This window comes from Paraburkholderia aspalathi (genome assembly GCF_900116445.1).
GTDB classification, from domain to species: Bacteria; Pseudomonadota; Gammaproteobacteria; order Burkholderiales; family Burkholderiaceae; genus Paraburkholderia; species Paraburkholderia aspalathi.
The window spans coordinates 80,662-95,667 of sequence record NZ_FPBH01000019.1 but is presented as its reverse complement, the minus strand read 5'-3'; the positions used below and the strand labels follow the sequence as shown (position 1 = coordinate 95,667).

11 protein-coding genes are annotated in these 15,006 nt (G+C 65.4%); 10 read left to right on the top strand and 1 reads right to left on the bottom strand.

Features of this window, described 5'->3' with window-relative positions; translation table 11 throughout:
• Window positions 1-75 precede the first annotated feature (75 nt).
• From BM438_RS26085 to BM438_RS26040, 10 genes are all read left to right on the top strand, one after another.
• A complete protein-coding gene (locus BM438_RS26085) occupies window positions 76-942 on the top strand; it encodes a pirin family protein (RefSeq protein WP_093639961.1) in 867 nt (288 codons plus the stop codon).
• Between the two features lie 330 nt (window positions 943-1,272).
• Entirely contained in the window at window positions 1,273-2,994 is a 1,722-nt protein-coding gene (gene poxB, locus BM438_RS26080; RefSeq protein ID WP_093639958.1) for a ubiquinone-dependent pyruvate dehydrogenase, read from the top strand.
• Between the two features lie 134 nt (window positions 2,995-3,128).
• Complete coding sequence (locus tag BM438_RS26075; protein WP_200619118.1) at window positions 3,129-3,368, top strand: YtcA family lipoprotein; 240 nt, start codon at window positions 3,129-3,131, stop codon at window positions 3,366-3,368.
• A gap of 42 nt (window positions 3,369-3,410) precedes the next feature.
• On the top strand, window positions 3,411-4,502 hold the full coding sequence (mdtN, locus tag BM438_RS26070; protein ID WP_093639952.1) for a multidrug transporter subunit MdtN: 1,092 nt from the start codon (window positions 3,411-3,413) through the stop codon (window positions 4,500-4,502).
• A complete protein-coding gene (locus BM438_RS26065; RefSeq protein WP_093639949.1) occupies window positions 4,499-6,697 on the top strand; it encodes an FUSC family protein in 2,199 nt (732 codons plus the stop codon). Before mdtN ends, BM438_RS26065 begins: the two co-directional genes overlap by 4 nt.
• A 6-nt stretch (window positions 6,698-6,703) precedes the next feature.
• The gene (locus BM438_RS26060; protein WP_093639946.1) at window positions 6,704-8,221 is read left to right on the top strand and encodes an MdtP family multidrug efflux transporter outer membrane subunit; all 1,518 of its coding nucleotides are present in this window, start codon (window positions 6,704-6,706) and stop codon (window positions 8,219-8,221) included.
• Between the two features lie 244 nt (window positions 8,222-8,465).
• On the top strand, window positions 8,466-8,870 hold the full coding sequence (locus BM438_RS26055; protein WP_054035276.1) for a Ros/MucR family transcriptional regulator: 405 nt from the start codon (window positions 8,466-8,468) through the stop codon (window positions 8,868-8,870).
• 114 nt (window positions 8,871-8,984) lie between these two features.
• The gene (locus BM438_RS26050; protein ID WP_244179449.1) at window positions 8,985-9,575 is read left to right on the top strand and encodes a helix-turn-helix domain-containing protein; all 591 of its coding nucleotides are present in this window, start codon (window positions 8,985-8,987) and stop codon (window positions 9,573-9,575) included.
• 2 nt (window positions 9,576-9,577) lie between these two features.
• A complete protein-coding gene (locus BM438_RS26045; protein WP_093639940.1) occupies window positions 9,578-9,976 on the top strand; it encodes a DUF3331 domain-containing protein in 399 nt (132 codons plus the stop codon).
• Window positions 9,977-10,168: 192 nt separating this feature from the next.
• Complete coding sequence (locus BM438_RS26040) at window positions 10,169-11,935, top strand: response regulator transcription factor (protein ID WP_093639937.1); 1,767 nt, start codon at window positions 10,169-10,171, stop codon at window positions 11,933-11,935.
• Here BM438_RS26040 and BM438_RS26035 read toward each other — a convergent pair.
• The gene (locus BM438_RS26035) at window positions 11,932-14,985 is read right to left on the bottom strand and encodes an ATP-binding protein (RefSeq protein WP_143131752.1); all 3,054 of its coding nucleotides are present in this window, start codon (window positions 14,983-14,985) and stop codon (window positions 11,932-11,934) included. The two genes, BM438_RS26040 and BM438_RS26035, sit on opposite strands and share 4 nt — an antisense overlap.
• Between the last annotated feature and the right edge of the window lie 21 nt (window positions 14,986-15,006).

The following is a 15,006-nucleotide window of genomic DNA, read 5'->3' as shown; positions in this document are numbered from 1 at the left end:
TCTAAAAATATAGGCTTTTCAGATGGAGTGCAAGCTCTTACCTTACATGTATCGCGTTTTTCTTAAGGCAGAGCCATGAACACCGACACAGCCGTACTCACCCCGATTCCCGAGACAACGCTGGCCCCGCGCCGGGTCGCATTTCGCACCAGTGGCAGTGCGCACGGCGGCATTACGCGTCTCGCCAGTCCCTCCGATATCGGCGAGTTGATCAAGCCTTTTGTGTTCCTCGATCACGCCGTGGTCGTGCCGACCGGCAAGCCGATGTTCGGGATGCACCCGCACTCGGGGCTCGCCACACTCACCACCGTGCTGAGTGGCGGAATTTCCTATGCGGACACGACCGGCAAGAGTGGCGAACTTCATGCCGGCGGCCTCGAATGGATGAAGGCCGGCAATGGGGTCTGGCACGACGGAAACGTACTGCCGGGCGAAGCCGTGCGCCTCTTTCAACTCTGGGTCGCGCTACCGCCCTCGCAGGAAAATTCGCCGGCGGAAAGCCAGTACATTGCGCCGGCCGAGGTTCAGCGGGATGGGCCGGTTCGCGTCATCATCGGCCGCCACGGATCGGCGACGAGCGATATCCGCGCGCCTGAAGGCATCAATTACTTCCACGTTGAACTGAACGCTGGGGAGACGTGGCGCTACGCGCCGCCTGCCGGACACAACGTCTCGTGGCTGGCGATCGACAAGGGGAGGCTGAACGCATCCGAGCCGATCGAGGCAGGCGAGCTCGCCGTATTCGAGGAATCCGACGGGGCGCCCATCGAGTTGCATGCCGAGCAAGCGACGTCGTTCGTCATCGGCTCCGCGATCAAGCATCCTTATCCGCTGGTGCTCGGCTACTACTCGGTGCATACGAACGCCGACGCGCTTGCGCAGGGCGAGGCCGAAATTCGCCGCATCGGTCGCGATCTGGCCACGCAGCGCCGCGCGCGGTAAGCGCGGACATCGGTGGAATGCGTGCCCGCCGTAGAAGGGTTCCCCGCGACGGTAAGTAAGTCACGGTAACCCCGGCGGGCATGATCTGCTTGCGAGATCGCTGAGCCGCCGGTTCACGCGATTTCGATACGTCACCGTGCGAATCCTAAAGCACGCCCGGACGAGCCGCGACACCATGGTCGAAGTCAAACCGTGGCCGCCGGCATATGTGCCTGCACGCCCCGTTACCGGGAAAAGGAGGCGCATCGTGAATTACCCCCACGCTCATTCAGGTTCGCTGCCGCCCAAGGGGGCGGCTAAGTCCGTTGCGGCACGTCGGCAGGAGGCGTCATGACCACGGCAGCAGACTATCTGGTCGATGCCCTGACACAGGCCGGCGTGAAGCGCATTTACGGCGTCGTCGGCGACTCGCTGAACGGCATCTCCGATTCGCTCAGGCGCTCCGGCGAGATCGACTGGATTCACGTGCGGCACGAGGAGGGCGCGGCCTTCGCGGCTGGCGCGGAAGCGCATCTCACCGGTCAACTGGCGGTATGCGCCGGCAGTTGCGGACCGGGCAACCTGCACCTCATCAACGGACTATTCGACTGCCATCGCAGCGGCGTGCCCGTGCTCGCGATCGCCGCGCACATTCCCAGCTCGGAAATCGGCATCGACTATTTTCAGGCGACGCATCCGGAAATCCTGTTCAAGGAGTGCAGCCATTACGTGGAACTCGTGTCGCACGTCGACCAGTTGCCGCAGATCCTGACCCGCGCAATGCGCGCCGCGGTCGGACGGCGCGGTGTGGCGGTCGTCGTGATTCCGGGCAACGTCGCGCTCTCGCCGACTACGGCCAAGGTCGCGCCCTGGCTGGTGCCGTCGGCTCCGCCCGTGCTGCGTCCCGCTGACGAAGAGATCTCGCGCCTCGCGAATGTGCTGCACGCGGCATCGCGCGTGACGCTGATGTGCGGCGCCGGCTGCGCGGGCGCGCACGACGAAGTGGTCGAGCTCGCGAAGCGCCTGAAGGCGCCGATCGTGCACTCGCTGCGCGGCAAGGAGCACATCGAACATGACAACCCATACGACGTCGGCATGACTGGCATGGTGGGGTTCGCATCGGGCTACGCCGCGATGAAGGCGTGCGACATGCTGCTCCTGCTCGGCACCGATTTTCCTTACCGGCAGTTCTATCCGGAAGACGCCACGATCGCGCAGATCGATGTGCGTCCCGAAGCGCTCGGCAACCGCTGTTCGCTCGATCTTGGCCTTGTCGGCACGGTCAAGGACACGCTCGCCGCGTTGCTGCCGGTCCTCAAGGAAAAGACCGATTCGTCGCATCTCGACAGCGCGCTCGCGCATTACCAGAAGGCGCGCAAGGATCTCGATTCGCTTGCAGAGAGTAATCCGTCGAGCACGACGATCCATCCGCAGTATGTGACGCGGCTCGTGAGCCAGCTCGCGGCCGACGATGCGATCTTCACCTGCGACGTTGGCACGCCGATCGCCTGGACGGCGCGCTATCTGAAGCTGAATGGCCGGCGGCGGCTGATCGGTTCGTTCAATCACGGCTCGATGGCGAACGCGATGTTGCATTCCATTGGAGCTCAGGCCACGTACCCTGGCCGTCAGGTGATCTCGATGTCCGGCGACGGCGGATTCACGATGATGATGGGCGACTTCATCACGCTGGTTCAGGCGAAGCTGCCAGTGAAGGTGATCGTGCTGAACAACGGCACGCTGGGTTTCGTCGAGATCGAAATGCGCGCGTCGGGCTTCGTCGATACCGGCACCGATCTCGTCAATCCGAACTTCGCACGCATGGCCGAAGCGATGGGCGTGAAGGGAATTCGCGTCGAGAAACCGCAGGAACTCGAAGGTGCGATTGCGGCCGCGCTTGCCCACGACGGACCCGCGCTCGTCGACGTCGTCAGCGCGCGCCAGGAGCTGATCATGCCGCCGAAGACCACCGTCGATGAAGCCTGGCATTTCGGCCTCTTCATGATGAAGGCGGTGATGGACGGACGCGGCGGCGAGCTGATCGATCTCGCGAAAGTGAACCTGACGCGCTGAACCTTGGCATCCGGAATGTCCGGTGCGCCAGGATCGCGCGTTCGGTTGAATCGTAATGCTTCATTGCCTGCCATCAGGGAGAGACGGCGATGTCGAGTGGTGTGCGCCGTAGGCGCCATGGATGGACGGTCCTGATGTCGTGCGCGACGTTGACGCTGACAGCGTGTAGCGACGCGCCGTCGGTCGGCGTGCTGGGCGCGTATTTTCCGGACTGGCTGTTTTGTATCGTGGGCGGCGTGCTGCTGGTGGTATGCGTGCACGTGCTGCTTTCGCGAAGCGGCCGCGGCGCCTGGCTCACGCCGCCCGCGATCGTCTATCCGGCGCTGACGGTGCTGTTTTCCATCGCGCTCTGGGTAGCAGGCTTCAACCTTTAACGCTTTTGATGATCCCTTTAACCTTTAGCTGACCGTGTGACCATGACTGCTGCCCAAAGCACGGACGCAGGAAAGCAGCGTCCGCGAACCTGGCCCGCCATCCTGCTGATCGTGCTGGCCGTGATCGCGATCGTCGCCGTGATCTGGCGCGTGGATACCGTGCCGCGCACCGACGACGCCTATGCGTATGCCGACACGATCGGCGTCTCGCCCGAAGTCAGCGGCAAGATCGTGACGCTCGCGGTGCGCAACAACCAGGCGGTGAAGCAGGGCGATCTGCTGTTCGAGATCGACCCGCGGCCGTATCAGTTCGCGTTGCAGCGCGCCCAGGCGGCGCTCGCGCAACTCGATGCGCAGATTCCGCTGACGCAACGCACCGTCAATGCACAAGGATTCAGTGCCGAGGCGGCGAAGTCGTCAGTCGCACGGGCCCAGGCCGCCGCGAAGCAGGCGGGGGATACGCTGGCGAGAATGGAGCCGCTGATCGGCAAGGGCTACGTTTCCGCCGACGATCTGGATCGCGCGCGCACCACGCAACGCTCGGCACTCGCCGAGCTTGCGGCCGCGCAAGCGCAGGCCCGCGAGGCGCAGGCGGCGGTCAGCAGCGTCGCCGCGCTCGTCGCGCAGCGTGCGGTGCTGACGGCTGAAATCTCCTCGGCGCAGCTCAACCTGGAGTACGCGACCGTGCGCGCGCCGTTCGATGGCCGCGTTGTTGAATTGCGCACGTCCGTTGGGCAATTCGTATCCGCGCAAAAGCCCGTCTTCACGCTGATCGATACGCGGCATTGGTACGTCATCGCCAATCTCCGCGAGAACGAGCTTGGCAACATCCGGCCCGGCACCCGCGCGACCGTGTACCTGATGAGCAATACGCGCATCCGTTTCAGCGGTTCGGTCGACTCGATCGGCTTCGGCGTCGATCCGCAGGACGGCAGCGGCACCGCGAACGGTCTGCCGAGTATTCAACGCAGCATCAACTGGGTGCACGTCTCACAGCGTTTCCCGGTGAAGATCCTGGTCGATCACCCCGATCCGCAGATGTTCCGGATCGGCACGTCCGCGGTCGCCGTACTGCAGCCCGAACGCCGCGAAGATCGTGACAATCGCGCGACGTCCAACGGAGCGCCGTCATGAGTGGGCTCGACGGTGTCGGGCGTCATCTCGCCTGGCCGCGGCCGCTCGGGCAACTGGCAGGCTTTCTGCGCTCGGAGCTTGGCGCGTTTCCTGGGCGCGCCAACCTGACCATGCGCAGCGTGCTCGGCTGCGCGATCGTGCTAATCGTGTCGATGACTTTGCGGGTGCCCGAGGTGGCGTTGTCGCTGATCGCGGTTTTTTTCGTCACGCAGTCGAACATCGTGCTGACCCGTCTCGTCGCATTGTTGGCCGTGATCGGCACGACCTGCGCGATCGCCTGCATCATCGGCGTCTTCAAGCTGACGTTCGACTATCCGCTGCTGCGCATCGTGGTCGCAAGCGCCATCTTTTTTTGCAGCGCCTATCTGATGCGGGCCGTGGCGAAACTGGGGCTGGTGTTCTTTCTCGTCTCGCTGATCGTGATTTACGCACAGACTTTTGCCGATCGGACCGATAACGCGGAAGCGCTGGTGCGTGCGTGTCTGTGGGTGTGGGTGGCGGTCAACTATGCAGTTGTGCTGTCGCTGATCATCAACACGCTGTTTCTGCCGGCCGAACCGGAGCAGCAGTTGCGCGCCGCCATGCAAGGGCAGCTCGCGACGGCCCGTGCGCGGCTCGCGATCATGATCGACGCGAATGCGCCGGCCGTGCGCATCGGCGCGCTCGATCTCGAGCGCGCCGCCCTCACGTTGCAGAAGCTACTGCGCTTTTCGACCATGCGTCACCACTACAGCGAGGAAGATGCCTCGGCGTGGTTGGCCTGCGTGACCGTGGTGTCGCGCATTTTCGAAGCTGCGGCGGTGCTGCCTGAGCATGCAGTCGCGCAGGACGCCGGGCAGATCGATGCCATCCGCGTGGTGCAGGACGAACTCGTGTCGCTCGAACACGCGATTGGCGACAACCTGCAATGGCGGCATTGGGGCGCATCGCGTGAGGCGCCGGTGTTGACCTCGATACCCGCGCTCGACGCGATGCAACGTGCGCTCAACGTGTTCTCCGAGGCCACACGGGGCGCTGTCGCGCCGCCGCCGGAAGACGCGGCCGCCGGCAGTGCAGCGGCCAAAGAGGCGAAAGCGGAGCAGGCGACGAAAGCGACGAAAGCGGCGGCTCCTACAGCACAGTCCGAACCGGACATCTTCGCTAATCCGCGTTACGCGCGCTTCGCGCTGCGTACGCTGTTCTCGGTACTGATCTGCTACGTGTTCTACAACGCGGTGAACTGGCCCGGTATCCACACGATCATGCTGACATGTCTCGTGGTCGCGCTGCCGAGCCTTGGCGCGTCGAGCCGCCAGGGCGTGCTGCGGATCACCGGTGCACTGATCGGCAGTGCACTGGCGCTGTTCATGGTCGCGTTCGTGATTCCGCAACTGGAAAGCGTGACGGGGCTGCTGCTGATGAGTTTGCCCGTGATCGCGCTCGGCGCCTGGGTGGCGGCGGGATCTGAGCGGAGCGCCTATGCAGGAATCCAGATCATGTTTACGTTTGCGCTGGCGTTGCTCGAATCGTTCTCGCCACCGTCGGATCTCACTGAGATCCGCGACCGGATCGTCGGCATCATTCTGGGTGTCGGCGTGGCCACCTTTATCCAGATGTCGATGTGGCCGGAGCGCGAATCGGATGGCCTGCGTGCGCAACTGACGTCGATATTGCGCAAGATCGCGGCGTTGGCTCGCATCGAGGCGAAGGCGGTGCAGAGCGGCCCACGCGCGACGGATTCTGCAGCGGTGGTTGAAGCGTGGACCATGGTCGGCGATTGCGAGATGGCGCTCGCGCGTGTCGCGCTCGAACCCGACTGGCGCGAGGGGGAGACGTCACGTATCACGCTTTTGTCGCAGACGGTGCTCGCGCAGAGCCGGGCGATGCTTGTCGCGCTCGAAGCGTTTCACCATGAAGCGATGATCAATGCGTCGGCAAGCGCGCCGATGGAGCGCGCGGCGAAGTTTCAGTCGGATGTCGCGGATGCGCTGGAGCGATACGCGTCACAGCTCGTGGCTGAGCCATCGGCCGCGATGACGCCGACGCGGCTCGATTCGAGTGGATTGCGCGCCACGCTGCCGCCGGCAGGGGCAGTGGAGACCGCAGGCGGCCAAACGCTGGAGCGGCTCGCGCAACGCATTGACGCGGCGCTCGCCGGGTTGCCACGCTGGTTGCCCGACGAACGTGCGTCCGGCGAATTTGCGAGTGCGGGGTGATCGGCGATGACGCACTTCGTTCTCATCCTGCGCCGTCTGCCGCGCTTACTGAGCGCACGACTGTTCAACCACTGGCTCGCGTCGCTCGCGCTGCCCTGGCTCGCCTCGTGCGCGATCATTCACCACGATAGTCCGCCGGCCGCGATGATCACGCCGCAGCAGATCCGTCTCGCCGACGACATCCATCTGGCCAACGAAGGCTGGCCGTCGGCACGCTGGTGGGAGCAGTATCACGATCCGCAGCTCAATACGCTCGTCGATCAGGCGCTCGCGCACGCGCCTTCGCTCGCCATTGCGCGCGAGCACGTCTCGCAAGCTCATGCGCAAGTCGAGCTGATCCGCGCGGGATCCGGTCTGCAGATGTCCGCGCTCGCGGAAGCCGATCGCGAGCATGTCTCGGGTCACGGGTTCCTCAGCGCGTACGCGTCGCACGACCCGCAGATCGGAGCGTTTGGGCCGTGGTACTGGACCGGGCTGGTGGGCGTCGACGCGCACTACGACATCGACATCTGGGGCAAGCAGCGCGACCTTGTGCGTGCGGCGATCGGCGAGCAGAACGCGCGGCGCGCGGAGGCGGCGCAGGCCGAGCTCGAACTCTCGGCAGGCGTCGCGCAGCTTTACTACAGCATCCAGATCACTTACGCGAGCATTGATCTGTTGCGCCAGCTTCGCGAAGTGCGCGCCTTCGAACTCGACACGCGATCGGCGCGGCACGAACGCGGCCTCGAAGCGCTGACCCAGACCGCCCAGGCACGCTCGCAGGTGCTCGCGATTGACCAGCAGATCGCCTCGAGCGAGGAGCAGATCGTCCACGCACGCGAAGCCCTGCGCGCGCTGGCGGGCGTCGGTCCCGACGATCTGCCGGCAATCGCACCGGTGCCCTTGCCGGCACCGTCGGCCTCGCTGCCGTCGACGCTATCGTATGAGCTGCTCGCGCGGCGCCCGGATCTGCAGGCCATGCGCTGGCTGGTACAGGCGTCGTTCGACAAGATCGATGCGTCGAAGGCCGCGTTCTACCCGAGCTTCGACATCACGGCGTTCTTCGGTTTCAACGCGTTGCGAATGCGCGATCTGTTCCTGCATTCGAGCCAGCAGATCAACCTCATTCCCGGCCTCACACTGCCGATCTTCGACGGTGGCCGCCTGAACGCGAACCTGCACGGCGCGCGCACGGCGAGCAACACGCTGATCGAACAGTACGACCAGGCGGTGCTCGACGCGGTGCGCGACGTCGCGCAGAGCGGCAGCGCGATCGACGACCTCGATCACCGCGCGCATCTGCAGCGTGACCGGATCGACGCATTGCGCTTTGCGAGCGACAGTGCCGAGGCGAGCTACAAGACCGGCCTCGGCGACAGGACGAGCGCGATGCAGGCGAAGGCGCCGGTCATCGCTGGACGCCTCGAACTCGTGCAACTGACCGGCGACGAAATCGAAGCGGGCATCGTGCTGACTCGCGCGCTGGGTGGCGGCTATCGCAGCGACGACCTGCCGGCGGAGTCGGCCAGCACGAACAAGCCCTAGGCGGCGAGCAGGGCGGTTTCTTTAATGCTGCCGGTTGCCCGCACGAGCGTGTCGCCCCTCTGTCGGGGGATGGACCGCCGTGCCGGTCGATGCAAACGCTGATGCAAACGCCGACGCTAACGCGAGCGATGACCCGTCTGCCATGGAGCCAGGTCATGAAGAATCATGATGCTTCGGAAATCCGTACGCCACTTCGGGCAACGCCGTTGCTCTACCCGGAGCCGTTGACTCGTCGAGGCCGGTCGTGACGCAGGACATCAATCTGATCGAGCTCACCGCCGAAATCGTGGCGAGCTTCGTGTCGTGTAATCCGTTGCCGGCAGACGACCTGCCGGAGTTCATCTGGAGCACGTACGCCGCGCTGGCCGCATTGCACACGACGTCGGTACCGGCCGCGCGGCAGCGGGCGGCGGTGCCGATCGAGGAATCGGTGCGCGACGATTATCTCGTCTGTCTCGAAGACGGGCGCAAGCTGAAGTCGCTCAAACGCTACCTGCAGCGCCACTTCGCGATGACCCCTGACGAATACCGCGCGAAGTGGGGCCTGCCCGCGGACTACCCGATGGTCGCGCCGGCCTATTCCGCGCTGCGTTCGTCGATTGCGAAGCGCCATCCCGCCGGCGCAATCAAACCGCGTCGCGGTGCCTAAGATCGTACGAATGAGGGATGCCGCTCCCGTCGTACTCACCCAATGAGGGGATGTTGCGCCGCCGCCAGACTGCGCAAGATAGGGTCCGTCGACTTACACCCTGCGGAGGCGCACATGTTCACGCGGAGACTCAATGCAGCGTGCGGCAACGAGCCGGCAGACTTCGCCGCCGACGATGAGACCGCGCTCGAGGAAGCCGAACGGGTCACCGACGCGTCTCATCGGCTCCACTCGGACAGCGCCTGCGACGCGATTGTCGCTCGCCTCGTCGCGCAGGCCACTGAGCAAACGCGGCCGTCCACGCGGCGCGCGGCGTCGCTGCCGCAGTGGCGTCTGCGGCGCGCGCTCGACTTTATTGAAGCGAATCTCGCGCAGCCGATCGGACTAGCCGATGTGGCCGCCAGCACCGGACTCACCCGCATGCATTTCGCCGCGCAGTTCCGCTCGACAACCGGTTATTCGCCGCATGCGTATCTGCTACGGCGCAGGATCGAGCATGCCCAGATGCTGCTGCGCTCGTCGGCGCTCAGCGTGCTTGACGTCGCGCTCAGTTGTGGCTTCGGATCGCATGCGCACTTTACGACCGTGTTCGGGCGGATCGTCGGCGAGCCGCCCAACAGTTGGCGAACACGCATGCGGGACGAGGAGCCGATCGTGGAGCCGGCGGTGGCTATCTCCCCGCGCCGTGGCGACAGAGGAGCTTGATCATGCAGACCGACCTGGCGGATGATGCATGCTGGTGCGCCGCGTTGCGCCTGCTCGACGGCGGCGCGTGGGAGTGGGCCGCGAGCCGGCTGGCGCCGCGCGTCGAAGCAGCAAAGGTGCGGGCTGCGCCAATCGATGCGTGCCGCGAATGCGTAGTACGGGTGCTCGATCGCCTGTCGACGAAGGTGGTCGTCGTCTACTGGTGCGATGCAACGTCCTGCCGCTACGGCGACCAGTTGTGGCGGGTGGGCGTCTCGAGGCGGCGCGGCCGCTGCGCGTTGTCGGGTGCGCCGATCAAGGCCGGCGACGTGGTTTATCGTCCGCGCCAGGGGCGGCCGAGACCCGTCAACGCGACCGCGATGATGCTGGCCTCCGAGGTCGAGCGCGTCTCACCCGGTTGATCGTTGGCTGCATTACAAATCCCGGTATTGATTGCTTTCGTTTCAGTTTCAGTTCGGGCAATACCGGGCAACAACCCATCCTTTACCAAAAAAGAACCGAATCATCACGCTTTTCCGGACGGTCATCTCTAGTCTGGACGGTACTGCGTTCGTCCAGCGATTGTGACGATCAGGTGTCCGACGGAGCGAGGAATGAACGAGGCATGGGTCTGCGAAATTCATCAGGAAGCGGGGCATCTTCAACCCCGCGCGGCGCCGCCGCGAGGGCAGTCCGATGCCCTCTTGACGCGGGCGCTTCATGTCGTGCCGCCCGCGCCGGTGTTTGCCGACGAACTTCGGTCCGAACTTCAGTCGCTCGCGCGCGTCGGCCGGGAACGGCCTGCAGCCAGTGTAGCGCGCATCCATCTGGATCTGGCGCGCGCGTGGCAGATGGTGATCCGCGGCGAGGCCGCCGAAGCGCTGCTGAGCGCGCAGCGGCTTGAAGGGCAGGTCGGCCCGCTAACGGGCCCGGTTGCCGTTGCGGTGCGTTGCGAGATCGCGGCCGTACGCGCTGCGGCGCTCCTGCTGCAGGACGACGCGGGGGCCGCATTGGCCGCTGCGCTTTCCGCGCTGCGGCTCGGCACCGCAACACCCACCGCGCACGTCGCGCTGACGGTGTGCCGCTGCGCTTACTTGCGCCTCGGCGACCCCGAGAGTTTCTACGCGGTGGAACGCCGCGCGCCGGACGCTCAGCCCGGCCGGCTGCGCGCGGTCACCACGATGCTCGACATTGCGCTCGATGCCGCGGTCGAATTCGCCCAGATGCATTTCAATGCCGCGCGCCTGTTGGCCGATGACGCACTCGATGTCGCGCGCCGTTTCGGGGCCGGTCCGGCGACAATCGACGCGCTGCCCGCCTGCGTGATGGCGCAGGTGCTGTACGAGGAAGGCCGTGTCGACGAGAGCGAGGCGCTGGTCGCGGCACGGTTGCCGGGAATCCGGCAGGGCGGTGCGATCGAAGGCGCGGTGCGCGCTTACGGACTGCTTGCGCGCATCGCCGCGAACCGGCGGCAACCGGGACAAGCGCTCCTGCTGCTGGCCGAGGCGGACGCGCTTGGGATCAAGCGCAACTGGCCGCGGCTGCGCGCGGCGAGCCTCGCGCAGCAGGTCGAGATCCACGCGGGTGCGGATCGCCTCGACGAGGCGGCGCTCTGCGCACAACGGCTCGCCGTGCTGGCCGGGCAATGCGGCGCCGCGAGCAGCAGCGCGCGCTTCGAGATCGCGCGCTACCACGTACTTGCGCAGGCGCGGCTTGCGCTCGCAAAGACGCATTCATCAGCATGCGCTCCCGCGTTTCCTCAGGCACCCATCGAGGTATCCGCCGCGATCGATCTCGTAGCGCTGCGGCAGCTCCATAGCGATACCGTTCTAAGGCGTGACCGATACGGCGCGGTGACGATCGCGCTATTGCTGATCGAAGCGTTGCTGGTCGCCGGTCTGCGAGACGACGCGGTCGAGGCGCTCGTCACGCTGCTCAAGCAGGGGGCTTCGGCGGGACTGCAGCAAACGCTCGTTGACTGCAGCGAGCGCGTGGCGAAGCTGATCGACGGGATGGCGCGCGGGTCGATCGTGCCCGCAGGCGACGTCCGCGAGCTGCTTCCCTATGCAGGCGCTTTGATGTCGCGACGCCGGCGTGGCGCCGCCCATGCGCAACCGGCGAGTGATACGGCACGGGACATCGCCCGGTCCGTGGCCGCCATGGGCCTGAGCGAACGTGAACGCGTGATCATCGGACTGATGGGGCGCGGGCTGACCAACAAGCAGATTGCGATCCGGCTGTGCATCGCGCCCGAGACAGTGAAGTCGCACGCCAAGCATCTCTACTCGAAGCTGTCGGTGAGGAACCGGATCGAAGCGGTGACGCTGGCAAGCCGCTTGGGTCTCGTCCGGCTATCCGCGTGTGGGCACGCCGGTGATTAACCCGCTTCGAACGTCTCGCGCAGACGATGACCCGACGGCAGCTTGGCAGCGAGTGCGTCTTTCATCGTCTTGCTGAGTGCTGCGTGGTAGTCGGCCGTTTGCATGTCGCCAGCCAACTCGCTGGCGCGGGCCGCGGTGCGATGGATACGCCAGTCCGCGAGCGGCGTCTGGTAACCCTGAGTCGCGTCGAGCGCATGCTGGACGCAGTGCAACGCATGGGTTGCATCATCCTGTTCGCACGCAACCCGCGCGCGCGTCTCCCACGCGAAACCCTGCCACGTGCGTTCTTCAATCGACGTCGCCAGTTTGACGAGACGGTCGGCATGCGTGATCGCAGCGTCGAGATCGCCGTCCGCCAGTGCGGCGCCCGCGAGCCCCCATTCGAGCGGCAGACGCCAGTACCAGTCGAAGATCACCGGCAGCGCGTCCATTCGCTGCATCACCTGCGTGAGCGCGTCGCGTGCGGCGCGCGTATCGCCGAGGCCGAGCTGTGCGAGCCCGGTCAGCAGCAGGCAGAGCCGGTATTCGGCCGGCAGGATCGATTTGCCGCTGCCCGGTTCAGGCGACTTGCCCGCCAGCACCTGCGTGCAGGATTGCAGCATGGCGTCAAAATCCATTGCGTGGAATTGCACCCAGCAGCGATAGAGCGTGAGCGTGTCCGCGCCGTACGGGTTGCCGTTGTGCGCGAACATCGCGATCGCCTTGTCGAACTCGCGCTGCGCGCGGTCGAAGTCGCCGAGATAGAGCTGCGTCCACGGCACACCCAGATGCACCATCCAGGTGGCGCGCGCCATGTTGAACTCGGGGCGGTTTTCGTCGTTCTCGACGAGGAAACGGTAGCTTTTGAGGATGGTGTCCTGGGCTTCCTGGTAGCGCGACGACACGAGCAAGACCATCGAATATTCGCACAGCGACCAGGCGGTCGTGTAGGGATCGTCACCGGCGCGCAGGGGGACGAGCGCGGCTTCGCAGCGCGCGATGTCTTCGGCGCACCAGCCGCGCACCCACATCCGCCAAACGTAGCAGCTGATGCGGGTGCGGGCCTGCTGCTGCGGGTCGGTCTGCCGGTCGCTAAGCGCGAGCGTTTCGCCGATGATCTGGCTGCAGCGCAACTGGTCTCGCCAGCTATACGTGTACGCGAGGCTCATCAGCGCCCGGCTCTGGATATCGATCAGGCCGTGCTGCGCGGCACGTTCCGCGAGCTGCTCGCAGGTTTCCCGCGCGCGGGAATCGTGGGCCGCCGCGAAGATCGACGCCCGCCCTTCGAGGAATTCCGTTTCCGCTGCCGCGCGAGCTTCAGTGGGCAGGTTCGCCGCGAACATCAGCGCGCGGTCGAGGACCGCGAGCGCGTCGTTGTACGCGAGACGCTTCTTCGCCGTCTGGATCGCAATGCGCAGATAGCCGACTGCACGTTCCCAGCGTTTCGCGGCGGCGAAGTGCTGGGCGAGTTCGGCGGCGACCCCGCCGCGCTCCTCGGGTGCGAACAGCGCCTCGAGCGCTTCGGCAACGCGCAGATGAGAGCGGATGGTGCGCAGCGGTCCTTGCCGCTCGTAGAAGGTCTGCCGGTACATGGTGTGGCGGAACGCATAGGTGCTCGCGGCGAAGCCGTCTTCGAGCGCAGACGACGGTTCGCGCCGGATAAAGCTTTCCTGACGGCAGAGCGCTTCGCAGATATCTTCGAACAGCTCCTGGCTCAAGCCGGCGGCCGGCGCCGCGGTGATGACGCTAAACGCGAGGCCGGCGACGCTCGCGCCTTCGAGCGCGCGTTGCTGGTCATAGTTCAGCCGCTGGATGCGATGCTCGATGACCTGGTTCAACGTGAGCGGCACTTCCAGCCGCACTTCCGAGGGCGACAGGTGCAGCTTCCAGCCCTCGGGCGTCGATTGCGCGATGCCTTGTTCGACCAGGTGATCGAGCGTCGCGACCATGAAGAGCGGGTTGCCGCCGGAGCGCTCGCGCACCAGCTGGGCGAAGCCGTTCGCGCTATCGGGCCTGACATCGCGCGGGCCGCCCGTCAGATATTCGGCGATGGCGCCTTCGCTCAGTGGTTCCAGCACGATGTCGTGACACAGCTTCTGCAAGCCCAGATCGCGGTTCAGCCGGCACAAGGGATGTTGCGCAAGTTCGGCGTCTTCCGGGCGGTACGTGGCGATGACCATCAGACGTGCGCCGCTACGATGGCGGGCAAGCGCGGAGAGCATGTCGACCGTCGAATAATCGGACCAGTGCAGGTCTTCGAACACCAGTGCGAGCGGCCGCTCCAGCGAGAGCGCTTCGAGGAATTCGCAGATCTCCCTCAGCATGCGCCCGCTCGCCGCGCCGATCACCTGATGCTGCAGCTCGGCGCGGTATTGCTGCGGCACCGATCCCAGCATCTGGAGCGCCCAGGTCGGCGCGATCGACACGAGCGTGCGGGTGATCATCGGGCCCGCTTCGCTGCGAGTCAGTTGGGTGAGCGCGTCGAGCACCGGGTAGTAAGGCTCGATGCCGCCATAACCTTCGACGCAGCGCCCGAGCGACGTCAACACCGTGGCATTGCCATCGAGGGAGTCCAGGAAGCGATTGACGAGCGTCGTCTTGCCGATGCCAGGTTCCCCCGCCACGAAAACGATGCGCGATGCGCCATTGCGTGCCTCATCGAACAGCGTCTTCAAGCGGTTAAGTTGCTGCTTGCGGCCGACAAACCCGCCATGGCTGCGCTGGTCCGCCTCGCGCGGGCCGTTGCTGGAACTGGCGGAGAGCGGCGCAATGAAGCAATAGCCGCGGCCGCGATGGGTTTCGATAAAGCTTGGACGTGCGGGATCGTCGCCGAGCGCGGTGCGGATGGTCAGCATGTGAGCCTTCAGCACTTCGGGCTGAACATGCACGTTCTGCCAGAGGGCATCGAGGAATTCCTCGTGCGTGATGAGCCGCCCGGCATGGTCGATCAGGTATTGCAGCATGTCGTAGGCGCGTGGCGCCAACGTGAGCCTGCGGCTCGCGCCGTCGGGCGCGCATTGCCAGACGCATCGATTCACTCGATCCAGCCGAAAGGGTGGGAAATCGATCACCTAGGTTCTCCGATGGAGCTG